Origin of the sequence: Cellulosimicrobium sp. 4261 (assembly GCF_040546915.1) — a bacterium.
In the GTDB taxonomy this organism is placed as follows: domain Bacteria; phylum Actinomycetota; class Actinomycetes; order Actinomycetales; family Cellulomonadaceae; genus Cellulosimicrobium; species Cellulosimicrobium cinnabarinum.
The window spans coordinates 30340-51950 of record NZ_JBEPOQ010000020.1 but is presented as its reverse complement, the minus strand read 5'-3'; the positions used below and the strand labels follow the sequence as shown (position 1 = coordinate 51950).

Annotated in this window: 24 protein-coding genes; 7 read left to right on the top strand and 17 right to left on the bottom strand. The window is 73.3% G+C overall.

Annotated features, from left to right (window positions below):
* On the top strand, window positions 1-100 hold a 100-nt coding region (locus ABIE39_RS17665; protein ID WP_209830042.1), incomplete at its 5' end, for an integrase core domain-containing protein.
* A gap of 13 nt (window positions 101-113) precedes the next feature.
* On the opposite strand, the gene ABIE39_RS17660 is transcribed toward ABIE39_RS17665, so the two are convergent.
* The 4 genes from ABIE39_RS17660 to ABIE39_RS17645 all read right to left on the bottom strand — a co-directional run bounded on the left by ABIE39_RS17660 (window position 114) and on the right by ABIE39_RS17645 (window position 2079).
* On the bottom strand, window positions 114-554 hold the full coding sequence (locus ABIE39_RS17660) for a VOC family protein (protein WP_074807084.1): 441 nt from the start codon (window positions 552-554) through the stop codon (window positions 114-116).
* Window positions 555-631: 77 nt separating this feature from the next.
* Window positions 632-1279 (bottom strand): dihydrofolate reductase family protein, encoded by a 648-nt coding sequence (locus ABIE39_RS17655; RefSeq protein WP_175010077.1) that lies wholly within the window; start codon window positions 1277-1279, stop codon window positions 632-634.
* 86 nt (window positions 1280-1365) lie between these two features.
* Window positions 1366-1602 (bottom strand): helix-turn-helix domain-containing protein, encoded by a 237-nt coding sequence (locus ABIE39_RS17650; protein ID WP_175010076.1) that lies wholly within the window; start codon window positions 1600-1602, stop codon window positions 1366-1368.
* Window positions 1603-2079, bottom strand: coding sequence for a DUF2975 domain-containing protein (locus ABIE39_RS17645; RefSeq protein ID WP_175010075.1), 477 nt, complete (start codon window positions 2077-2079; stop codon window positions 1603-1605). It lies immediately after the preceding gene.
* 384 nt (window positions 2080-2463) lie between these two features.
* Here ABIE39_RS17645 and ABIE39_RS17640 point away from each other — a divergent pair, with 384 nt between their 5' ends.
* Window positions 2464-3156 carry a hypothetical protein gene (locus ABIE39_RS17640; protein WP_175010074.1) on the top strand — a complete coding sequence of 231 codons (693 nt, stop codon included), beginning with the start codon at window positions 2464-2466 and terminating at the stop codon, window positions 3154-3156.
* A gap of 41 nt (window positions 3157-3197) precedes the next feature.
* On the opposite strand, the gene metH is transcribed toward ABIE39_RS17640, so the two are convergent.
* Window positions 3198-6791 carry a methionine synthase gene (metH, locus tag ABIE39_RS17635; protein WP_354052833.1) on the bottom strand — a complete coding sequence of 1198 codons (3594 nt, stop codon included), beginning with the start codon at window positions 6789-6791 and terminating at the stop codon, window positions 3198-3200.
* Window positions 6792-6912: 121 nt separating this feature from the next.
* Here metH and ABIE39_RS17630 point away from each other — a divergent pair, with 121 nt between their 5' ends.
* Window positions 6913-8046, top strand: a complete 1134-nt coding sequence (locus ABIE39_RS17630; RefSeq protein ID WP_209830036.1) for a GNAT family N-acetyltransferase — start codon at window positions 6913-6915, stop codon at window positions 8044-8046.
* Between the two features lie 19 nt (window positions 8047-8065).
* On the opposite strand, the gene ypfJ is transcribed toward ABIE39_RS17630, so the two are convergent.
* The 3 genes from ypfJ to ABIE39_RS17615 are packed head-to-tail and all read right to left on the bottom strand — an operon-like array spanning window position 8066 to window position 9913.
* Complete coding sequence (gene ypfJ, locus ABIE39_RS17625; RefSeq protein ID WP_175010071.1) at window positions 8066-8971, bottom strand: KPN_02809 family neutral zinc metallopeptidase; 906 nt, start codon at window positions 8969-8971, stop codon at window positions 8066-8068.
* 34 nt (window positions 8972-9005) lie between these two features.
* A complete protein-coding gene (locus tag ABIE39_RS17620) occupies window positions 9006-9539 on the bottom strand; it encodes a hypothetical protein (protein WP_175010070.1) in 534 nt (177 codons plus the stop codon).
* Between the two features lie 5 nt (window positions 9540-9544).
* Window positions 9545-9913 carry a hypothetical protein gene (locus ABIE39_RS17615; RefSeq protein WP_074807068.1) on the bottom strand — a complete coding sequence of 123 codons (369 nt, stop codon included), beginning with the start codon at window positions 9911-9913 and terminating at the stop codon, window positions 9545-9547.
* A 249-nt stretch (window positions 9914-10162) separates the two neighbouring features.
* Here ABIE39_RS17615 and ABIE39_RS17610 point away from each other — a divergent pair, with 249 nt between their 5' ends.
* Window positions 10163-11761, top strand: a complete 1599-nt coding sequence (locus tag ABIE39_RS17610; RefSeq protein ID WP_354052831.1) for an ABC-F family ATP-binding cassette domain-containing protein — start codon at window positions 10163-10165, stop codon at window positions 11759-11761.
* 6 nt (window positions 11762-11767) lie between these two features.
* Here the strand turns inward: ABIE39_RS17610 and ABIE39_RS17605 are convergent, their stop codons facing one another.
* The 7 genes from ABIE39_RS17605 to ABIE39_RS17575 all read right to left on the bottom strand — a co-directional run bounded on the left by ABIE39_RS17605 (window position 11768) and on the right by ABIE39_RS17575 (window position 17168).
* The gene (locus ABIE39_RS17605; RefSeq protein WP_342779617.1) at window positions 11768-12400 is read right to left on the bottom strand and encodes a response regulator; all 633 of its coding nucleotides are present in this window, start codon (window positions 12398-12400) and stop codon (window positions 11768-11770) included.
* A complete protein-coding gene (locus ABIE39_RS17600) occupies window positions 12385-13683 on the bottom strand; it encodes a sensor histidine kinase (RefSeq protein WP_222592436.1) in 1299 nt (432 codons plus the stop codon). The genes ABIE39_RS17605 and ABIE39_RS17600 overlap by 16 nt, the downstream gene beginning before the upstream one ends.
* A gap of 54 nt (window positions 13684-13737) precedes the next feature.
* The gene (locus ABIE39_RS17595) at window positions 13738-14475 is read right to left on the bottom strand and encodes an ABC transporter permease (RefSeq protein WP_354052828.1); all 738 of its coding nucleotides are present in this window, start codon (window positions 14473-14475) and stop codon (window positions 13738-13740) included.
* A gap of 26 nt (window positions 14476-14501) precedes the next feature.
* On the bottom strand, window positions 14502-15437 hold the full coding sequence (locus ABIE39_RS17590) for an ABC transporter ATP-binding protein (protein ID WP_209830041.1): 936 nt from the start codon (window positions 15435-15437) through the stop codon (window positions 14502-14504).
* Between the two features lie 119 nt (window positions 15438-15556).
* Window positions 15557-16558 carry an SURF1 family cytochrome oxidase biogenesis protein gene (locus ABIE39_RS17585; RefSeq protein WP_354052826.1) on the bottom strand — a complete coding sequence of 334 codons (1002 nt, stop codon included), beginning with the start codon at window positions 16556-16558 and terminating at the stop codon, window positions 15557-15559.
* Window positions 16555-16803, bottom strand: a complete 249-nt coding sequence (locus ABIE39_RS17580; RefSeq protein ID WP_108047547.1) for a hypothetical protein — start codon at window positions 16801-16803, stop codon at window positions 16555-16557. The genes ABIE39_RS17585 and ABIE39_RS17580 overlap by 4 nt, the downstream gene beginning before the upstream one ends.
* Entirely contained in the window at window positions 16800-17168 is a 369-nt protein-coding gene (locus ABIE39_RS17575; RefSeq protein ID WP_074807059.1) for a DUF3099 domain-containing protein, read from the bottom strand. The genes ABIE39_RS17580 and ABIE39_RS17575 overlap by 4 nt, the downstream gene beginning before the upstream one ends.
* A gap of 198 nt (window positions 17169-17366) precedes the next feature.
* On the opposite strand from ABIE39_RS17575, the gene fabG reads away from it, so the two are divergent.
* From fabG to ABIE39_RS17560, 3 genes are all read left to right on the top strand, one after another.
* Window positions 17367-18092, top strand: coding sequence for a 3-oxoacyl-ACP reductase FabG (fabG, locus tag ABIE39_RS17570; protein WP_108047549.1), 726 nt, complete (start codon window positions 17367-17369; stop codon window positions 18090-18092).
* A 121-nt stretch (window positions 18093-18213) separates the two neighbouring features.
* Window positions 18214-18981, top strand: coding sequence for an enoyl-ACP reductase FabI (fabI, locus tag ABIE39_RS17565; protein WP_175009867.1), 768 nt, complete (start codon window positions 18214-18216; stop codon window positions 18979-18981).
* Entirely contained in the window at window positions 18978-19532 is a 555-nt protein-coding gene (locus tag ABIE39_RS17560; RefSeq protein ID WP_209829764.1) for a SixA phosphatase family protein, read from the top strand. Before fabI ends, ABIE39_RS17560 begins: the two co-directional genes overlap by 4 nt.
* 70 nt (window positions 19533-19602) lie before the next feature.
* Here ABIE39_RS17560 and serB read toward each other — a convergent pair whose 3' ends face one another.
* Together serB and glgC are read right to left on the bottom strand one after the other, a co-directional pair.
* Window positions 19603-20271: a phosphoserine phosphatase SerB gene (gene serB / locus ABIE39_RS17555; protein WP_255179027.1), complete on the bottom strand. Its 669-nt coding sequence runs from the start codon at window positions 20269-20271 to the stop codon at window positions 19603-19605.
* Window positions 20272-20354: 83 nt separating this feature from the next.
* On the bottom strand, window positions 20355-21596 hold the full coding sequence (glgC, locus tag ABIE39_RS17550; protein ID WP_175009865.1) for a glucose-1-phosphate adenylyltransferase: 1242 nt from the start codon (window positions 21594-21596) through the stop codon (window positions 20355-20357).
* Window positions 21597-21611: the final 15 nt, after the last annotated feature.

Below are 21611 nucleotides of genomic sequence, written 5' to 3'. Positions count from 1 at the left end.
AGCATGGATCCACGAGTACAACCACCACCGCCCCCACACCGCCTGCGGGAACAAGCCACCGATCACCCGATTGACCAACCTGTCCGGTCAGTACACCTAGCGGCGCCCGGGGCTCACCCGAGCTCTTCCGCGAGCCCGACGATGATGCCTCCGGGTCCCCGCAGGTAGCAGAGCCGGTACGCGTCCTCGAAGCGCACGATCTCCCGCAGCACCGCCCCGCCGTGGCGGGCGAGGCGCTCGACCGTGTCGTCGAGGTCGTCCACGGCGAACATCACCCTATGCAGGCCCAGCACGTTCGGCGACGCCGTGCTCAGGCCGAGGTCGAGCGGCGCCGGCGCGTGGTACCGCGTGAGCTCCAGCCGCCCAGAGCCGTCGGGGACGCGCATCATCGCGATCTCCGACCGCAGGCCGTCGAGCCCGACGACGCGCTCCGCCCACCGCCCCTCGATCGTCATCCGGTTCTCGAGCTCCATCCCGAGCTCGGCGAAGAACGCGACGGCCGCGTCGAGGTCGTCGACGACGACGGCCACGTTGTCGAGGCGCTGGATCGCCACGGGTTCCTCCTGAGGTCTGGTGTCGGTGGGTCGTCCACGGTGCCGGGCAGCCGTGCCGGGCGGCGGTCTCCCCGGGGTCAGGCGCCCTGCCCGACGCCGCGTCCCGGCTCGCTCATGTCACCCGTGCTCGGCGTGCCGTCGCCGAGGCCGTAGCGCAGCAGGACCGTGCCAGTGGGGCTGGACGACGGCGGTTCGAGGAGCGTGAGGTTGGTGGGGACAGCACCGCCGTCGAACACGGTCTTGCCCGTGCCGAGCACGATGGGGTGCACCCACAGGTCGAGCCGGTCGAACAGCCTCTCGCGCAGCAGCGTCTGCACCAGGTCGAGGCTCCCCACGACCTTGACGTGCGCGTGCCGGTCGCGCACCTCGTGCACCGCGGCGGGCAGGTCCGGGCCGAGCAGCGTCGACCCGGCCCACGGCAGGTCCGGCGTCCCGCGCGACGCGACGTACTTCGGGATGCGGTTGAACAGGGTGGCGAAGTCGTCGTCCTGCCCGCCCTCCTGGAACGGCCAGTACGACGCGAAGATGTCGTACGTGCGGCGCCCGAGCAGCAGCGCGTCCGTGCCCTCGTACGCCGCGGCGATCTGCGCGCCCGCGACGTCGTCGAGCAGCGGCGCCTGCCACCCGCCGAACGCGAACCCGCCCTCCGGGTCCTCCTCTGGCCCGCCGGGCGCCTGCCCGACGAGGTCGAGGGTCGTGAACAGCTCGATCTCGATGCTTCCCATGGCTCGGCTCCCGTGGCGTCGTGGTCTCCGTCACGGGTAGGACGTCGTCCGGTCGCCGAACTCATCGACGCGGCGGCCGAGGCGGGTCAGGAGTCGGGCGGACCCGCGTCGTCGCGCTCGTCCGGGACCCACCGGAGGACGTCGCCGGGCTGGCACCCGAGGACACGGCAGACGGCGTCGAGCGTCGAGAACCGCACGGCCTTGGCGCGCCCGTTCTTCAGGACGGCGACGTTCGCCGGGGTGATGCCGACCGCGGCGGCGAAGTCGCCGACGGCCATCTGCCTCCGCTCCAGGAGGACGTCGAGGTCGATGACGATCGGCACCTAGATCACCGCGGCCAGCTCGCGGCGGTCGGTGGTCGCGGCGCGCAGCAGCTCGCGCAGGACCACGACGAGCAGTGCCAGCGCGCCCCCGCCCGCGAGCGAGCCCAGGAGGCCGAGGAGCACGAGCGGGCCGCCGACCTGCGCCCCGAAGGTCAGGTGACCGAACACCGTCGCGGCGAGGGTCGCGACCGTGATCACGCACCCGATCACCACGGTGACCGAACGCAGCGCGCGCGGGTCGAACACCTCGTCGCGGGCGGCGAGATCGAGCAGGCGCCACACCGCCACGAGCGCGACCTCGACCGCGAGCAGCGCCAGCACGGCCAGGACGGAGTACGGGACCACGAGGCCGCGGACCTCCGGGTACTGCGTGGCGACCTCGGCCGCGAGGAGCGGGGCGAGGAACATCGACAGAGCGGTGCCGAGGGCCACGAGGACGAGGAGCGCTCGTGTGCACGCGACGAGAGGACGTTTCATCTATCGATTGTCGATAGATGGGGTGCTGGTGTCAACGAACGAGGCACGACCGTGGCCCGGAGAAAGAACGCGCGGCCCGGCCGTCCTGGTCAGCGCGGCGCCCGCCGCCGCCCACGGCTTCCGCCGTTCTCTCGCCCGTGAGACGGACGATCAGGCGAGTCACAGCGTGTCGTCCGAGGCACCCGCGGATCCTGGCCTGTGGATAACCGGTGCCCTCGTCGTCGTGGCGTCTACCGTCCGGTCCAGAAGTCCACGACCAGGAGGATCATCATGCCCGACCAGCACGAGCGCACGAGCCGGCCCGAGCGATCGACCGGGGTGCCTCGCACGGGGCACCGTCGCCGTGCGTCTCTCGCCACCCGTCGGAGAGCCGCCGTCGGTCGTGTGCTCTCAGGACTCGTGGTCGCCGTCGTCCTCGCGGTCGTCCCCGGGTGCGCGCTGCCGATCGTCGAGACCGACGACGGCGCGACCCCTGTGGCGGCAGCGTCATCCCGGAGCGAGAACGAGTCGAGCGAGGGCGAGTCGGCGACCCCCGGACCTGCCTCGGGAGCGGAGCACGCGATCGTGTCGGGCCAGCCGATCCGGACGCCGTGCTGGTCCTACGAGGGTCCTGAGGCCTTCGTGAACAACGTGTCCACGGAGGAGGAGGAGCGTTGCCACGGGGCCCTCGAGCTCTGGGGTGAGGTCGTCGACGGCGCGGTGGTGCCCACGGGCGTCGGGGCGGTCTACGGGCAGGTGTCGGTCCAACCGGTGCGGGTCGCGACGTCCGAGGCGTGGGGGGTCGGGACCGATCTCGGGGGAGCGGTCGACCTCCTCGCGGACTCGTACTTCGCGGAGAACGGCAGCATCCTCAGCCTGCACGAGGCGACCACCCTCGACGGTGTCCCGGCAAACATCACCCGGGTCCACGGAACGTTCGAGGAGACGCGGACGAAGGCCTTCATCACGGCCTTCGCACCCGAGCGGTTCACGACGGGCACCGACGAGGTGCAGTTCTTCGTGATCGCGATCGTCACCCCCTACGACAACGGCGACGAGCTCATCGACCAGGTGGCGGGTTCGTGGACGTGGGCCTGACGCGGCACCTCGTGCGCTCGGGGACGTCGTCCCCGGGAACGTCAGACGCTGAAGTACTTGGCCTCGGGGTGATGGAACACGAAACAGTCCGTCGACTGCTCGGGGTGGAGCTGGAGCTCCGCGGACAGCTCGACGCCCACGCGCTCGGGTCGCAGGAGCTCGACGACCTTGGTGCGGTCCTCCATGTCGGGGCAGGCGGGGTAACCGAGCGAGAAGCGTGCCCCGCGGTACTCGAGCTTGAACATGCCCTCGACCTCGGTCGGGTCCTCGTCGGCGAACCCGAGCTCGGCACGCACGCGCGAGTGCCACATCTCGGCCAGCGCCTCGGTGAGCTGCACCGACAGCCCGTGGAGCTCCATGTACTCGCGGTAGTGGTTCCCGGCGAACAGCTTCGCGGTGTGCTGATCCACGGAGGCGCCCATGGTGACGAGCTGGACGGGCAGCACGTCGTACCGGCCGGTCTCCTCGACCCAGGACCGCGGCTTGACGAAGTCGGCGAGGCACAGGTGCCGGTCGCGGCGCTGGCGCGGGAAGGTGAAGCGCAGTCGCTCCGTCCCCGGCTCGCCGCCCGACCCGCCGTCGGGCGCGCCGATCCCTGCGAGCCCGGCGCCGTGGTGCGCGACGACGACGTCGTCACCCTCCGACCACACCGGGAAGTACCCGTACACGACCGACGGGTCGACGACGCCCTCGGTGCGGATCCGCTCGTACCAGGCGTTGAGGCGCGGGCGACCCTCGGTCTCGACGAGCTCCTCGTACGACGCCCCGTCGTCGCCACGCCCCGGCTTGAGACCCCACTGGCCCATGAACGTCGCGCGCTCGTCGAGGAACGCCGCGTACTCGGCGAGCTGGACGCCCTTGACGAGGCGCGTGCCCCAGAACGGGGGAGCGGGCACCGGGTTGTCGGCCGCGACGTCGGACCGCGCGGGCAGGTCCTCGGCGGGCGTCTCGGTCACGGTGACCACCGCGTGCCGGCGCTTCTTCAGCGCGGGCAGCCCGACGGCGTCGGGCGACTCGCCGCGCGCGACGCGCACGAGCGGCTCCATGAGGCGCAGTCCCTCGAACGCGTCGCGCGCGTACCGGACCACGCCCGGGAACTGGCCCGCGAGGTCGTCCTCGACGTACGTGCGCGTGAGCGCCGCGCCACCGAGCAGGACCGGCCAGCGGCCGGCGAGCCCGCGCGACGCGAGCTCCGCGAGGTTCTCCTTCATGACGACGGTGGACTTCACGAGCAGCCCGGACATGCCGATGACGTCGGCGTCGTGCTCCTCGGCGGCCTCGATCATCGCGGAGATCGGCTGCTTGATGCCGATGTTCACGACCGTGTAGCCGTTGTTGGTGAGGATGATGTCGACGAGGTTCTTGCCGATGTCGTGCACGTCGCCGCGCACGGTCGCGAGCACGATCGTGCCCTTGGACCCGCTCGCGCCCTCGACCTTCTCCATGTGCGGCTCGAGGTACGCGACGGCCGTCTTCATGACCTCGGCGGACTGGAGCACGAACGGGAGCTGCATCTCACCGCGCCCGAACAGGTCGCCCACGACCTTCATGCCCTCGAGCAGGTGCTCGTTGACGATGTCGAGCGCCGAGATGCCCGACGCCATCGCGGCGTCGAGGTCGTCCTCCAGGCCCTTGCGCGCGCCGTCGACGATCCGGCGCTCGAGCCGCTCGCCGACCGGGAGCGCCGCGAGCTCGGCCGCGCGCTGGTCCTTGAGCGCCGCCGAGTCCACGCCCTCGAACAGCTCGAGCAGCCGGGCGAGCGGGTCGTGCACGAGGTTCCCCTCGTCGTCGTACCGCCGCCGGTCCCACACGAGGTCGAGCGCAGCCTCGCGCTGCTCGTCGGGGATCTGCGCGAGGGGCAGGATCTTCGCGGCGTGCACGATCGCGGAGTCCAGCCCGGCCTCGACCGCCTCGTGGAGGAACACCGAGTTGAGAACCGTGCGCGCCGCGGGGTTGAGGCCGAACGACACGTTCGAGACGCCGAGCGTCGTGTGGATGCCGGGGTAGCGGCGCGTGATCTCGCGGATCGCCTCGATCGTCTCGATCGCGTCGCGCCGCGTCTCCTCCTGACCCGTGGCGATGGGGAACGTGAGGGCGTCGACGATGATGTCGTCCACGCGCAGGCCCCAGTCGCGCGTCAGGGTCTCGACGAGCCGGGTCGCGATCTCCACCTTGCCCGACGCGGTGCGCGCCTGGCCCTCCTCGTCGATCGTCAGCGCGACGACGGCCGCCCCGTGCTCGACCACGTGCGGCATGATCCGTGCGAACCGCGACGTCGGCCCGTCGCCGTCCTCGAAGTTCACCGAGTTCACGACGGCGCGGCCGCCCACGAGCTCGAGGCCCGCCGCGATGACCTCGGGCTCCGTCGAGTCGATGACGAGCGGGAGCGTCGACGCGCTCGCGAGGCGCGAGACGACCTGCTGCACGTCCGCGACGCCGTCGCGCCCCACGTAGTCGATGCACACGTCGAGCAGGTGCGCGCCGTCGCGCGTCTGCGCCCGCGCGATCTCGACGCACTCGTCCCAGTTCTCCGCCAGCATCGCCTCGCGGAACGCCTTCGACCCGTTCGCGTTCGTGCGCTCGCCGATCGCGAGGAAGGACGCGTCCTGGTGCAGGTCGGTGTGCGAGTACAGGCTCGCGACGCCGTTCTCCCGCTCCGGGTGGCGCTCGACGACCGGCCGCGCGCGCACCGCCTCGACGACGCGGCGCAGGTGCTCGGGCGTCGTGCCGCAGCAGCCTCCCACAAGGCCCAGGCCGAACTCGGTGACGAACTGGGTGTGGGCGGCGGCGAGCTCGTCCGGCGTCAGCGGGTACGTCGCCCCGTTCGGGCCGAGCACCGGCAGCCCCGCGTTGGGCATGCACGTCACGGGGATCTCCGCGTGCCGCGACAGGTGCCGCAGGTGCTCGCTCATCTCGGCCGGGCCGGTCGCGCAGTTGAGACCGATCGCGTCGACGCCGAGCGCCTGGAGCGTGGTCAGCGCGGCCCCGATCTCGGAGCCCATGAGCATCGTGCCCGTGGTCTCGACCGTCACCTGGACGATCACGGGCACCTCGCGCCCGACGTCGCGCATCGCGTTCCGCGACCCGGTCACCGCGGCCTTCGCCTGGAGCAGGTCCTGGCTCGTCTCGACGAGGATCGCGTCGGCCCCGCCCTCCAGGAGACCCGCGGCCTGCTCGGCGAACGTGTCGCGCAGGTGCGCGTACGTCGTGTGCCCGAGACTCGGCAGCTTGGTCCCCGGACCCATCGAGCCGAGCACCCAGCGCGGGTGGTCGGCGGTCGCGTGGGCGTCCGCGCGCTCGCGCGCGATCCGCGCCCCGGCCGCGGCGAGCTCGCGGATCCGGTCGTCGATGTCGTAGTCCGACAGGTTGGACCAGTTGGCGCCGAACGTGTTCGTCTCGATCGCGTCCACCCCGACCTCGAGGTACGCGTCGTGCACCGCGGCGATGATGTCGGGTCGCGAGACGTTGAGGATCTCGTTGCAGCCCTCGAGCCCCTGGTAGTCCTCGAGCGTCGGGTCCTGCTCCTGGATCATCGTGCCCATCGCGCCGTCCGCGACGACGACGCGCGTGCGCAGCGCCTCCGCGAGGGCCCGGGAGCGGGCGTCGGCGAGGTCCTGAGGAACGACGGTCGGCATGCTCGCAGCGTAGATCGCGTGCGGCACGGCACGGGGAGCCGTCTCAGCCTGCCGACGCGCCGCGCGGACGTCATGGGAAAAGCACGTGCCCGACGGAGCGGGCCCCCCTACCGTGGTCGCCATGTCCTCTCCCTCGACGACCGACCGCGCCGAGGCGGCGCCCCCGACGCTCGCCCCGATCGCCGAGCGCGCCGCCGCGCCGTCGACCCTGCCGCCGGTCACCGCGGGCGGGCTCACGTGGCGCTCCGCCACGCCTGCCGACGCGCCGGCCCTGCTCACGCTGCGCAACGACATCGCGGAGGCGGACGACGAGCCGTACCGCGAGACGCTCGCGGAGATCGAGGAGATCTTCACCGCGCCGTGGCGCGACGTCGCGGCCGACTCGATCGTCGGCGTCGACGCCGACGGGACGCTGCGCGCCTACGGGATGGTTGACACCAACCCCGGGGACGCGCGCACCGTGCGGGCGTTCCTCGGCGGCGGCGTCCATCCCACCCACCGGGGGCGGGGCATCGGGCGCGAGGTGCTCGCCTGGCAGGTCGCCCGTGCCCGGCAGGTGCTCGCCGCGAGCGGCAAGGAGCTGCCCGCGCGGCTCGCCGTCTTCGGGGAGGACACCGACCCGCCCGAGAAGGCGCGGCTCTACGCGCGGTTCGGGTTCGTCGCCCGCCGCTTCTATTCCGACCTGCGCCGCGACCTCGCGGCCCCCGTGCCCGACGTCCCGCTCGACGGGTCCCTGCGCGTCGTCCCCTGGACCACCGAGCTCGACGAGGCGACGCGCCTCGCGCACAACGACGCGTTCCGTGACCACTGGGGGAGCGAGCCCCGCACCGCCGAGGCCTGGACCCACGGTCGCAGCGAGTTCGCGCCGCAGTGGTCGTTCCTCGTGGTCGACGACGCGCCCGACGTCGACGCGCTCCTCGCCGACCCGGCCACCGACCCCGAGACCGCGGCCGCGCTGCGCGCGGGCGAGCCGCTCGTCGTCGGCTACGAGATGGCGGGCCGGTACGACGAGGACTTCCCCGTGCGCGGGTACACGTTCGGGTACACCGAGCTCCTCGGCGTCCGGCGCGCGTACCGCGGCCGCCGCGTCGCCGTCGCGGCGCTCGCGGCCGCGATGCGCGCGTTCGCGGCGGACGGCATGCAGTACGCCGCGCTCGACGTCGACACCGAGAACCCGTCCGGTGCGCACGGCCTGTACGCGAGCCTCGGCTACGAGAAGGTCACCGGCTCGCGCATGTACTCGATCGAGCTCTGAGCGAGCTCGACGGGAGCGGTCACAGCGTCGAGGCGGAGAGCGCGTCGCAGTCCTGGAGCGTGCCGCCCTCGTAGCCGGTCGTGAACCAGCGCTGGCGCTGCTCGCTCGACCCGTGGGTCCAGCCCTCGGGGTTGACCTGGCCGGTCGCGGCCTCCTGGATGCGGTCGTCCCCGACGGCGGACGCCGCGGACAGCGCGTCGTCCAGCTCCTGCGCGGTGATCGGTGCGAGGAACGTCACGCCTGTGTCCGGGTCGACGGTGGTCGCCGCGTGGCCCGCCCACATGCCGGCGAGGCAGTCGGCCATGAGCTCGATGCGCACGGAGTCGGACTCCGGGCCCGTGCCCTGCCGGTCCGCCGAGTCCATGGCGCCGGTGAGCTGCTCGATGTGGTGCCCGAACTCGTGCGCGACGACGTACATCTCCGCGAGCCCGCCGTCGTTCGCGCCGAAGCGGTTCGTCAGGTCGTCGTAGAAGCCGAGGTCGATGTACACCGTCTGGTCGGGCGGGCAGTAGAACGGCCCCACGGCGCTCGTCGCCGCACCGCAGCCCGTCGAGACCTGCCCGGTGAAGCTCACGACCTCGGGCAGCGCGTACTCGACGCCGGCCTGCTGGGGGAGGGCCTCGGTCCAGTAGGCGTCGAGCGACTGGACGGTGCCGTTGAGCCGGCACTCGCGCGTCGTGTTCGCCTGCTCGGCGGTGCAGGTGTCGATGTACTCCTGCTGACCGTCGCCGTACGCGCCCGAGTCCGACCCGTCGCCGCCGGTCAGCGCGCTGAGGTCGACGCCCGTCTGGTTGCCGACGAACGCGATGAGCAGCGCGACGAGCACCGCGCCGATCCCGCCGCCCGCGATCAACGGGCCGCGCCCGCGGCCGCCACCCTTGCGGACGCGTCCGCCCTCGAACGATCCGCCTTCCTGGAATGTCACAGGGGAACGCTACCGCCGAGCGCGGCCACAGGCCTCAGAAACGGACCAGGGCGCGCAGCACGCGCGCGAGCAGGTCGTGGTCGCCGCGGTGCTCGTGCCGCTCACCGGGCCCGACGACGGGCGCCGGTGGCTCGCGACGCGGCAGGGTCCCGGGGTCCTCACCCGGGAGCTCGGCGACGGTCTCGGCCAGGTAGGTGTCGACGAAGTCGACGAGGAACCGTTCGACGCGTCGGCCCGTGAGGGCGATGTTCCAGTCCGTCGGGCCCACGAGGATGACCGACAGGTCCTGCCCGAGCAGGTAGACGAAGACGCACGCCTCCGCGGTGTTGAGGATGCACCGCGCCGAGCTGCCCGGGACGGCCGGGCCCTGGGTGAGGGCCGCGGCGACGGCCCGCGCCACCTCGACCACCGGCCCGGGGGAGGGGCCGGCGCTGCCGAGGACCCGGCCGCCGGGTCCGAGCGCCAGCACGTGCGCCTCGTGGTCGAGGGCGTCGTCGATGCCCCGCAGCACGTCCACCACGCTGCGGGGGGCGACCCGCCCGGGCTGGTCGAGGGCGTCCGCGACCACGGGCGTCAGAGGGACAACGACTCGTCGAGCTGGGCCAGGCCGCGGCGCGCGAGCGCGAGGTTCGCCCGTCCGCGGTCGAGCACGAGGTAGGAGAAGGTGCCGCGCAGGCTCTCGCGCTGCGCGAGGCGGATGAGGTGGTACTGGCGGCCGAGCGTGATGAGGATGTCCTCGATGCCGTCCTCGAGACCGAGCTGCTCGATCGCCCGGAGCTTGGCACGGATGACCTCGGTGTTGGCCGCCGCGGCGAGCTCGAGGTCGAACGGAGCGGTCTGCTTCTGGACCAGGGCCATGCCGCTGCTGTAGTCGACGACCGCGATCGCGATCGCCCCGTCCAGCTCGAGGACCGTGCTCAGTGCTGCTTCGGCGTTGCTCAACGTGCTCTCCTTGCTCGGGCCGGACCGCGGTCTCGTCCGTGGTCCGGGTCGTCCGGAGGCTAGCATGATGGGCTGATTGTCCCGTTCTGTTCCACGCCCGTCGAAGGCGCCGGCGAGGGTCCGCGGCACGGTCCGTGGAAAGACCGCGCGAGAGCGAGCCCGCGGCCCGTAGAATCGTCGGGCCCCGTCGATCGGATCGCCCCACCAGGCTGGATCCACCGGGGTCACCCCTTCGGAGAGGACCTGCACGTGATCACCGCCCACGGCGTCGAGCTGCGCGTCGGCGCCCGCGTCCTGCTGCACGAGGCGACGTTCCAGATCGCCGCGGGCGACCGGATCGGCCTCGTCGGCCGCAACGGCGCCGGCAAGACGACCCTGACCAAGACCCTCGCGGGCGAGACCCAGCCCACGGCGGGCAAGATCACGCGCGGCAACGACATCGGCTACCTGCCCCAGGACCCGCGCACGGGCGACCTCGAGGTCATCGCGCTCGACCGGGTCCTCTCGGCACGCAACCTCGACAAGATCGTGCGCCAGATGCGCGAGACCGAGGGCGCGATGGCGAGCGCGGACGCGGAGACCCACGAGGCCGCGATGGAGCGCTACCCCAAGCTCGAGGCACGGTTCCTCGCGGCGGGCGGGTACGCGGCCGAGAGCGAGGCGCACCGCATCACGAGCAACCTCGGTCTCGACGACCGCGTGCTCGGCCAGCCGTTGAGCACGCTGTCCGGCGGGCAGCGCCGCCGCATCGAGCTCGCGCGCATCCTCTTCTCCGGCGTCGAGACGCTGCTCCTCGACGAGCCGACGAACCACCTCGACGCGGACTCGATCGTCTGGCTGCGCGACTACCTCAAGTCGTACAGCGGCGGCTTCGTCGTGATCTCGCACGACGTCGAGCTGCTGCGCGCGACGGTCAACAAGGTGTTCCACCTCGACGCCAACCGCGGCGAGCTCGACCAGTACAACCTCGGCTGGGACGCCTACCTCGCGCAGCGCGAGTCCGACGAGCGGCGCCGTCGTCGCGAGCGGCAGAACGCGGAGAAGAAGGCGGGCGCGCTCCTCGCCCAGGGCGAGAAGATGCGCGCCAAGGCCACCAAGGCCGTCGCCGCGCAGCAGATGATGCGCCGCGCCGAGAAGATGCTCGCCGGCATCGAGGGCGAGCGCCAGAGCGACAAGGTCGCGAAGCTGCGCTTCCCCAAGCCCGCGCCGTGCGGCCGCACGCCGCTCACCGCGAGCGGGCTGTCCAAGGCCTACGGCTCGCAGGAGGTCTTCGCGGGCGTCGACCTCGCGATCGACCGCGGCAGCCGCGTCGTCGTGCTCGGCCTCAACGGCGCCGGCAAGACGACGCTCCTGCGCATCCTCGGCGGTGTCGAGCAGCCGGACACGGGCGAGGTGAACCCGGGCCACGGCCTGAAGATCGGGTACTACGCCCAGGAGCACGACACGCTCGACATGGACGCGACCGTCGTCGAGAACCTGCGTCACGCGGCGCCCGACCTCACGGACACGCAGGTGCGCTCGGTCCTCGGGTCGTTCCTGTTCTCCGGCGACGACGCGGACAAGCCGACGAACGTGCTGTCCGGCGGGGAGAAGACGCGCCTCGCGCTCGCGACGCTCGTCGTCTCGGCGGCGAACGTGCTGCTCCTCGACGAGCCGACGAACAACCTCGACCCGGCGTCGCGCGCCGAGATCCTCGGCGCGCTCAAGACGTACGAGGGCGCGGTCGTCATGGTCACGCACGACGACGGCGCGGTCGAGGCGCTCGAGCCCGAGCGGGTCCTCCTGCTGCCGGACGGCGACGAGGACCTGTGGAGCGACGAGTACGCGGAGCTCGTCTCGCTGGCCTGACCGGCGTCACGTCAGGAGGCGGCGGCGGTAGCCCTCGGCCACCGCGGCGGCGCGGTCGCGCACGCCGAGCTTGTCGTAGACGTGCTGGAGGTGGGTCTTGATGCTCGCCTCACCGATGAACAGCGTCGCCGCGGCCTCCCGGTTCGAGCTGCCGTTCGCGACGAGCTGCAGCACCTGCCTCTCCCGGTCGGTGAGCGTGCCGGCACCGGGCCGGCGCACCTGACCCATGAGGTGCTGGGTCGCCGACGGCGCGAGCACCGGCTCTCCGCGGGCGGCCGCGCGCACGGCCCGGAGCAGGTCGTCGGGCAGCGCGTCCTTGAGGAGGTAGCCGATCGCCCCCGCCTCGATCGCGGGGAGGACGTCGCTCTCGCCGTCGAAGGTGGTCAGGACCAGCACCCGGGCGTCGGGGACCTGCGCGCGCAGGGCGGCCGTGGCGGCGACCCCGTCCATCCCGGGCATGCGCAGGTCCATCAGCACGACGTCCGCCGCCAGCGCCCGCGCGCGCTCGACGCCCTCGGCGCCGTCCCCGGCCTCGCCGACCACCACGACGTCCTCCGCCCCGGCGAAGGTGTCGCGCAGACCGCCTCGTACGACCGGGTGGTCGTCGACGACGACGAGCCGGATCATCGGTCCGTCCACCCCCTCTCGCTCGCGCCCCCGAGGGCGATCGCCGGGACGCGCGCGCTGACGGAGGTGCCCTCGCCCGGCGTGCTCTGGACCACCACCTGGCCCCCGACCCCGCGGATGCGCTGGCGCATGCTCGTGAGCCCGAAACCGGTGCCGACCCCGTCGGCGAACCCGCGACCGTCGTCCCGCACGTCGAGCAGCACCTCGGTGCCCGTGTACGACAGCGTGACACCGACGCGCGACGCACGGGCGTGCTTCGCCACGTTGGTGAGCGACTCCTGCGCGACCCGGAAGAGCGACACCTCGATCGCCGGGCTCAGCGGTTCCCGCGTGCCGGTGACCTCGACCCGGGTGCCGACCCCCTGGTCGCGCGACCAGCGTTCGGCCAGGGTGCGCAGCGCGTCGGGGAGGTGCGCCTGCCCGAGCTCCCGCGGCGCGAGCGCCCGGACGGAGCGTCGCGCTTCCGTCAGGCTGCTCCGTGCGAGCCGGAGCGCCCGCGTCACGTGCTCGTCCGGCTCGTCCCGGGCGCTCGCGGAGCGCTCCGCGGCCTGGAGCTGCGTGATGATCCCGGCGAGGCCCTGGGCGAGGGTGTCGTGGATCTCGCCGGCCAGCCGCTGCCGCTCGTCCTGCGCCCCGGACTCGCGGGCCTGGACGACGAGCTGCGCGTGGAGACCGGCGTTCTCGTGCAGGGCTGCCTCGAGCCGGGCGACGAGCTCCTCCCGTCTGCGCTCCTCCGGCTCGCTCCGCGCCGTGAGGAGGATGCCGGCGCCGATCGCCGCGGTCTGGACGGTGACGATCACGAGGAACTCCGCGAGCACGTCCGGGCTCGGGTCGGCCCACACGCCCATCGCCGCCCCGTTGAGGGCCACGGAGGTCGCGAGCACGCCGAGCACGCCGACCTGCCACGGTCGGAGCAGGTAGGCCTGGAAGAAGCCGGCGACGGTGAGCACGAGGAACACGTCGGAGACCGTCATGAGGGCGACGCACAGGGCGAGCAGCCCCACGAGGTAGAGGCCCGCCGGCACCGGTCGCAGAGCCCTTCTCCGCAGCGGCAGCGTCTGCCCGAACAGCACCCACAGCGCCGTGGCGGCGATCAGCCCGAGCGCCGACGCGCCCTCCGGCCAGAAGCTCGTGCCCGAGGGCGGCAGCGCCTGGACGAGGTACGCGACGGTGGAGACGGTCAGCAGCAGCCACGGCGCGAACAGCTGCAGCAGGTCCCAGACCCGCAGCTGCTCCTCCCTCCACGCCAGGCGGGGGCGGTGGGCCGCCCCCGCCTCGTCCGTGGCGTCGGGCACGAGCGTCCCGGGACTCAGCTCCGGCCTCGCCGCGAGATCCCGCATCATCGACCCCTACTCCCAGCGGAAGAGCTTCGCGGCGACCGCGCTCGCGACGACCGCGATGCCCGCCATTATGGCAACCTGGAGCCAGAAGGGCTGCCCGGCGCTGGTGGCGGTGGCCTGGCCCGCCTCGGCGGACCAGGCCGTGGTGAGGGCCTGGAGCCCGGGCGGCACGTGCTCGCCGACGGCGCGCAGCGCGTCGGGCATGACGGCGCGGGGCAGGAAGGCCCCGCCGAAGAACATGAGCGCGACGAACAGGATCGTGCCGGCCTGGTTGGCCGCGCTGCTCGTGCGGACCACGGACGCGGAGACGAGTCCGACCCCGAGCAGCGCCGCGTAGCCGACGACGAAGGCCACGACGAACTCCAGCGGCCGCTCGGGCGGTGCGACGTCCAGCACCACCCAGGCGGCGAGGACGAGGAGCACGGCCGAGACGACCACCGACGCCGAGGCGACGAGCACCTGGGCGAGCAGGACGCGCTGCGGCGGCAGGGGAGTGGTCGACAGCCTGCGCAGGATGCCGCGCTCGCGGTACGTCGCGACCACCGCCGGGACGTGCTGGACGGCGATCATCACCATCCCGAACACCAGCGCGGTCGGTGCCCAGACGTCGATGGCGCGCAGCCCGCCGGACTCCGGCGTCGGCTCGCGGAGCGCGGGGACCGTGCCGAGGCCGAGCAGGAGCGCCGTCGGGAACAGCACGCCGAAGACGACGGTGGTCGGGTCGCGGAGGAAGAGCCTCGTCTCCACGGTCACCGTCCTGCGCAGGGCGCCCATCAGCCGGCCTTCCGCTCGGAGGCGTCCACGGAGCCCGGGGTACGCCCCGTGAGCGCCACGAACGCGTCGTCGAGGTTGCGTCGGTCGACGCGGAGGTCCTCCGCGACGACCTGAGCCCGGGCGAGGGCCCCGGCGACGCTGCTCAGGACCTGTCCTCGCCCGGTGACCCGCCAGCGGTCGTCCACCACGTCCACCCCGGTCACGTCCGGCAGCCCCGTCAGGACGCTCGCGTCGAGGGGCTGGCGCAGGCGGAAGCGGACCTGCTGCGGCGCGTCGACCCGTGCGACCAGGCCCGCGGGCGTGTCCACGGCCGCGACCCTGCCGCCGCTGATGACGGCGATCCGGTCGCCGAGGCGCTCCGCCTCGTCCATGAAGTGCGTGACGAGGAGGATCGTGACGCCGCGGTCGCGGACCTGCTCGACCACGCTCCACGTGTCGCGGCGCGCCTGCGGGTCGAGACCGGTCGTGAGCTCGTCGAGGATCGCGACCCTCGGGTTGCCGACGAGGGCGAGCGCGATCGACAGGCGTTGCTTCTGCCCGCCGGACAACGCCTTGTACCGGGTGTCGCGCTGGTCGCCGAGGTCGAGGAGCTCGACCAGCTCGCGCCGGTCGGCGGGGTCCGGGTAGAAGGAGGCGTAGAGGTCCAGGGCCTCGCCGACCGTGATCGCGTCGGGGAAGCTGCTCTCCTGGAGCTGGACGCCGAGCCGCCGGCGCACCTCGGCCCGGTCCGCGACCGGGTCGAGCCCCAGCACCGAGACCGAGCCGGAGTCGGGCCTCCGGAGCCCGGCGATGCTCTCGACGGTCGTCGTCTTGCCGGCGCCGTTGGGCCCGATGATGCCGAAGATCTCTCCCTCGTCCACGGAGAACGAGACGTCGTCGACGGCGACGTGCCGTCCGTAGCGCTTGTGCAGATGACGGACTTCCAGTGCGGTCATGCTGCGAGGCTAGGGACGCGCGCCGCCCCGGGGATCGACCGTCGCGTCGCTGCTCGGGTGGACGCGCGCCTCCACCGTTCGGTGGACCCGGTCCGCGGCGGGGACGACGCGAGCGCGGCCTAGCGCGGCGGTCGCTCGCTCGCGTCACCCGGCGTCGTGCCGAGCTGCGCGTCGATGAGCGCGTCCTCCTCGTCCTCGGCGCTCGGACGGCGCGAGCGCGGCTCCCGCCGGGCCCGCGCGGCGTCCGGGTCCTGGGCCGCGAGGAGGTCACCGGCGGTGAGGGTGGTCTCCTCCCCGCGCGCGTCGCGCCGGTCGCGGCGCACGAGGAGCCAGAAGCCGGCGACGGCGCCGAGGGCGAACACCGCCCACTGGAACGCGTACGACAGGTGCGAGCCGGGGTCGGTGTCCGGCTTCGGCAGCGCCTCCAGGGTCTGCGCCGCGGGCGGGACCTCGGTGCGCAGCTGCCCGTAGGCACCGACCGTGCGACCCTCGGCCCAGCCGCCGCCGTCCGGGCCGGCGGCGAGGACCTGGTCCGTCGAGATGGCCTGCACCTGGCCCGCGGGTGCGTCCCGGCCCGACGGCGGCTCGTCGCCGCGCAGCGTGACGGTCGCCTCGACGTCGCCCGCGGGGGGCGGGGGCACGTCCCCCGGGGTGACGGCGTCGGTCCCCAGCGGCACGAACCCGCGGTCCACGATGACGACGAGCCCGTCCGGCGCGGACGGCGTGGGGTTCGTCACGAACGGGACGAGCACGTGGAAGCCGGGGCTGCCTCCGACCGGCCGGTTGCGCAGCAGGACCGTGGCGTCCGTCTCGTAGCGGCCCTCGAGCGTCACCGGCCGCCAGAGGTCGGCCTCGTCGAGCTCCGCACCGGGGGCGGGGAGCACGTCCTCCACCGGGACCGGGGTCGACGTGTAGTTCGCCTCGATGCGCTCGATCTCGGCGTCGCGCGAGACGTAGCGGTTCCACTGCCAGCGGCCCGCGACGAGGCACAGCGCGACGAGGACGAGGACCCCGACCGCGAGCGTCGCCCACTGGCGCGGCGTGCGCGGCTGGTGGGCGTCCGCGGTGGCGCGCTGCGGCGTCGGGCCCGCGGGGACGTGCGGTGGTGCGGCCTGCGTCACGGGGCCGCCCGGCGCTCGAGCTCGTCGACCGGCACGGTCGAGCGCCAGAACGAGCGGGCGCCGAGGAACGTCTCCAGGTGCTCCCGGTGCGCGTCGCACGCGAGCCACACCTTGCGCCGCTCAGGCGTGTGGATCTTGGGGTTGTTCCACAGCAGACCCCACGCGGCGGCCTCGCGGCAGCCCTTGGCGCTGCACACCAGCTCCTCCTCGCCGACGGGGTCGGCGAGGCCCAGGACGTCGGTCACCGGCGGTCCTCCTCGTCGTCGTGCGGCTCGCGGGGCTCGGCGCCCGCGATGCCGTGGCTTCCGGGTGCTCCCGCCGTGGGCAGCGCCCGGTGCTCCATGGGGGAGGTGTCGTAGTGCGCCTGGTCGCGGCCCGCGTTGGCGACGAGCACCGCGCTGTACGGCAGCACGACCGCGCCGACGGCGAGGACCCAGGTCACCCAGCTGCCCTGCGCCAGGATGGCGCCGAAGATGCACACGAGGCGGATGCCCATCTGGATCAGGTACTTGCGCTCCCGGCGCGCCTGGTCCGCGGCGAGCGGTTCCGGGGCGGCGGTGATGCTCGGGACCGCCTCGGCCGACCTCCGGGCGGCGCGTCGTGTGGTCACCCGTCCAGTCTACGTTTGTCGGTCCCCCACAAAGTGTGGGGGACCGGTGTGACCTCGCCGCACCGCGCACCGCGGGCCCCGCGCACGGTACGGTCGGTGCGGCGCCGTCGCGCCGGGCCCGGCAGGGCCCACCCGGCACCGGCCGCGCGGGACCCGTCCCCGGCCGCCGACCCACCCGACCGTCCCGAGGAGCCGCACGTGTCCGAAGCCACCGCCCCCGCCCCGCGCACCGTCGTCGTCACCGGCGCGAACCGGGGCATCGGCCGTGCCATCGCCGAGCGCTTCGTCGCGAACGGCGACCGTGTCGCGACCGTCTACCGGGGCGGTGACCTGCCCGAGGGCGTCTTCGGCGCCGTGGCGGACATCACCGACACCGCCGCCGTCGACGCCGCGTTCTCCGAGATCGAGAAGGAGCTCGGCCCGGTCGAGGTGCTCGTCGCGAACGCGGGCGTCACGCACGACCAGCTCCTGCTGCGGATGACCGACGAGGACTTCGAGTCCGTGATCGACGTCAACCTCACCGGGACGTTCCGCTGCGTGCGCCGGGTGACGAAGGGCATGATCCGGCAGCGCCGCGGCCGCATCGTGCTCGTGTCGTCCGTGATCGGCCTCTACGGCGGCGCGGGCCAGGTCAACTACGCCGCGTCGAAGGCCGCGCTCGTCGGCATGGCACGCTCGATCACGCGCGAGCTCGGGTCGCGCAACATCACGGCGAACGTCGTGGCGCCCGGGTTCATCGACACCGCGATGACCGCCGAGCTCCCCGAGGAGCGCCAGGCCGCCTACAAGGCCGCCATCCCCGCGGGCCGCTTCGCCCAGGCGGACGAGGTCGCCGGCGTCGTGCAGTTCCTCGCGTCCGACGACGCCGCGTACGTCTCGGGGGCTGTGATCCCCGTCGACGGCGGCCTCGGCATGGGCCACTGACCGCTCCCGGCGGCGCGTCCCGCGCCCGCCCGCGGCGCCGTCACCGACGCGCCCGCCCCACCTCTCTTTCAGTACGCTCGCCTCAGCGCGCCCACAGCGGGCGCACGACGGAAGGAAACCGATGGGTCTGCTCGACGGCAAGAAGCTCCTCGTCACGGGAGTGCTCACCGACTCCTCGATCGCGTTCCACGCGGCGCGGCTCGCGCAGGAGGAGGGAGCCGAGGTCGTGCTCTCCTCGTTCGGCCGCCAGATGAAGCTCACGCAGGCCTTCTCGAAGCGCCTGCCGGTCGAGGCGCCCGTCGTGCAGCTCGACGTCACGGACGCCGACGACCTCGCCGGCCTCGCGGACGCGGTGCGCGAGCACACGGACCGCCTGGACGGCGTCGTGCACTCGATCGGGTTCGCGCCGCAGAGCGTCATGGGCGGCAACTTCCTCTCCGCCACCTGGGAGGACGTGGCGACCGCGCTCCAGGTCTCGACGTTCTCCTACAAGTCCCTCGCGGTCGCCGCGAAGCCCCTCATGACCGACGGGGGCGCCGTCGTCGGCCTGACGTTCGACGCGCAGTTCGCGTGGCCGGTCTACGACTGGATGGGCGTCGCGAAGGCGGGCCTCGAGTCCGCGAACCGCTACCTCGCGCGCGACCTCGGCCCCGACGGCATCCGGGCCAACCTCGTCTCCGCGGGCCCGATCCGCACCACGGCGGCGAAGTCCATCCCGGGCTTCGAGCAGATGGAGGACGGCTGGCCGAACCGGGCTCCCCTGGGCTGGGACCAGACGACGGCGGAGCCCGCCGCGCGCGCGGTCGTCGCGCTCCTGTCCGACTGGTTCCCGGCGACGACCGGTGAGATCGTGCACGTCGACGGCGGCGTGCACGCCATGGGGCAGTGACCGCGGAGCAGCGCAACGGCGCGCAGACCCCCGACGGCGGCGCGCGCCGCCTCGTCCTGCTGCGCCACGCGAAGGCGGAGCCCGGCGGCGGGAGCGTCGACGACGTGCTGCGTCCCCTCGCGCTCAACGGCCGCCGGCAGGCGGTGCGCGTCGGTGCGGCGCTGCGCGAGACGGGGCTCGTCCCCGAGCGCGTGCTGTGCTCCTCCGCGCTGCGCACGCGTCAGACGTGGGAGCTCCTCGCGGCGCACCTGGGCGACGTCGAGCCCGACGTGCTGGTGAGCGACGGGCTGTACGCGGCCGACGTGGCCGACGTGCTGGACCTCCTGCGCACCACGGACCCGCGCGTCCGCACGCTGCTCGTCGTCGGGCACGAGCCCACGATGGCGGCCACCGCGTCGTACCTGGCCGACCCGGCGTCCGACGGCGGCGCGCTCGCCCAGGTGCGCGTCGGCGTGCCGACCGCGACGTACTCGGTGCTGGAGTCCGGGGCGTCGTGGGACGCGTGGGAGCCGCAGGCCGCCCTGCTGACGTACGTGGGCCGGCCGTCCTGACCCGAGCCCGGCGCACCCGCACGACGGAGCCCCGGCACCTCACGGTGCCGGGGCTCTCGCGCGTCCGGGTTCAGCGCGCGGCGTCGACCTGGTCGACGACCGCGAGCACCGCGTCGAGTCGCGGACCGTCGACGCCGTAGGGCGCCTGCTCGCGCACGACGGGCTTGGCCGCGAAGGCGATGCCGACGCCCGCCGCGCCGATCATGTCGAGGTCGTTCGCGCCGTCGCCCACGGCGATCGTGGCGCTCAGCGGCAGGCCGAGCTCGGCCGCGAACTCGCGCAGCGCGGCCTCCTTCGCCGCGCGGTCGACGACCGGCCCCGTCGTGCGGCCCGTGAGCCGCCCGTCGGAGACCTCGAGCCGGTTCGCGCGGAAGCGCGTGATGCCGAGCTCGGCCGCGAGCCCGGCCACGACCTCCTCGAAGCCGCCCGAGACGAGCGCGACCTCCCAGCCGCGGCGCCGGGCCTCGGTGACGAGCTCCCGCACGCCGGGGGTGAAGGTCGCCCGCGCACGGACGTCGGCGAACGCCGCGACGGGCACGCCCGCGAGGGTCGCGACCCGTTCGCGCAGCGAGGCGCCGAAGTCGATCTCGCCGCGCATCGCGCGCTCGGTCACCGCGGCGACCTCGGCCCGCGTGCCCGCGTGGTCGGCGAGGAGCTCGATGACCTCCTGCTCGATGAGCGTCGAGTCGACGTCCATGACGAGGAGCCGCACGGGGGCGCTCGGCGGGTCGGGGGTCACGCGAGGGCTCCTCGTGGCGGTCGCGGGCGGGACAGGGCTCGGCGCGGCGTCGGGCACGTGCACGACACCGGTCGGGGAAGGCGTCACTCGACGACCGTCCCCTTGGGGACGACCGTGATCCCGGACTCGGTGACCGTGAAGCCGCGCGCGCGGTCCTGCTCGGGGTCGAGGCCGATACGGGCCTGCTCCCCGACGACGACGTTCTTGTCGATGATCGCGCGGTGCACCTGCGCGTGGCGGTGCACCTGCACGCCGTCCATGAGCACGGAGTCCGAGACGGACGACCACGAGTGCAGGTAGGTGCCGGGCGACAGGACGGAGCCGACCGCCGTCGCGCCCGAGATGATGACGCCGGGGGAGACGAGCGAGTCCGCGGCGTGGCCCAGGCGGCCGCGGCCCGCGTGCACGAACTTCGCGGGCGGCAGCCCCGTGTAGCCGGTGTGCAGCGGCCACTCCTCGTTGTAGAGGTTGAAGACCGGCGTGACGGCGATGAGGTCCTTGTTCGCGTCGTAGTACGAGTCGATCGTCCCCACGTCGCGCCAGTAGTCGCGGTCGCGGTCGGTCGAGCCCGGCACGTCGTTGCGGATGAAGTCGTAGACCGCGGCCGTGCCCTTCTCGACGAAGGCGGGCACGATGTCACCGCCCATGTCGTGGCGCGAGTCCGCGTTCGCGGCGTCGGACGTGACGGCGTCGACGAGCGCGTCGGTGTCGATGACGTAGTTGCCCATCGAGGCGAGCACCTCGTGGGGGGAGTCGGCGAGGCCCACCGGGTCCGAGGGCTTCTCGCGGAACGCCGCGATCTTCGTCGGGTCCTTCGGGTCGGTCTCGATGACGCCGAACTGGTCCGCCATCGAGATCGGCTGGCGGATGCCCGCGACGGTGAGCTGCGCGCCGGACTCCACGTGCGCGTCGACCATCTGGGAGAAGTCCATGCGGTACACGTGGTCCGCGCCCACGACCACGACGATGTCCGGGCGCTCGTCGTCGATGATGTTGAGGCACTGGTAGATCGCGTCCGCGCTGCCGAGGTACCAGTGCTTGCCGACGCGCTGCTGCGCGGGCACCGGCGCGACGTAGTTGCCGAGCAGGGACGACATGCGCCACGTCTTCGTGATGTGCCGGTCGAGGCTGTGCGACTTGTACTGCGTCAGCACGATGATGTGCAGGTAGTGGGAGTTCACGAGGTTGGACAGCGCGAAGTCCACGAGGCGGTAGATGCCCCCGAAGGGCACCGCGGGCTTGGCCCGCGAGGCGGTGAGCGGCATGAGGCGCTTGCCCTCGCCCCCGGCGAGGACGATGGCGAGGACTCGGGGTGCGGCGGCCATGCCCAGACGGTAGCC

Excerpts from the sequence above, each read along its gene's own strand:
- ABIE39_RS17655 (WP_175010077.1), bottom strand. The coding sequence starts at position 1,279 with ATGGGAAGCATCGAGATCGAGCTGTTCACGACCCTCGACCTCGTCGGG.
- ABIE39_RS17645 (WP_175010075.1), bottom strand. The coding sequence starts at position 2,079 with ATGAAACGTCCTCTCGTCGCGTGCACACGAGCGCTCCTCGTCCTCGTG.
- metH (WP_354052833.1), bottom strand. The coding sequence starts at position 6,791 with ATGCCGACCGTCGTTCCTCAGGACCTCGCCGACGCCCGCTCCCGGGCC.
- ABIE39_RS17630 (WP_209830036.1), top strand. The coding sequence starts at position 6,913 with ATGTCCTCTCCCTCGACGACCGACCGCGCCGAGGCGGCGCCCCCGACG.
- ABIE39_RS17590 (WP_209830041.1), bottom strand. The coding sequence starts at position 15,437 with ATGACCGCACTGGAAGTCCGTCATCTGCACAAGCGCTACGGACGGCAC.
- fabI (WP_175009867.1), top strand. The coding sequence starts at position 18,214 with ATGGGTCTGCTCGACGGCAAGAAGCTCCTCGTCACGGGAGTGCTCACC.
- glgC (WP_175009865.1), bottom strand. The coding sequence starts at position 21,596 with ATGGCCGCCGCACCCCGAGTCCTCGCCATCGTCCTCGCCGGGGGCGAG.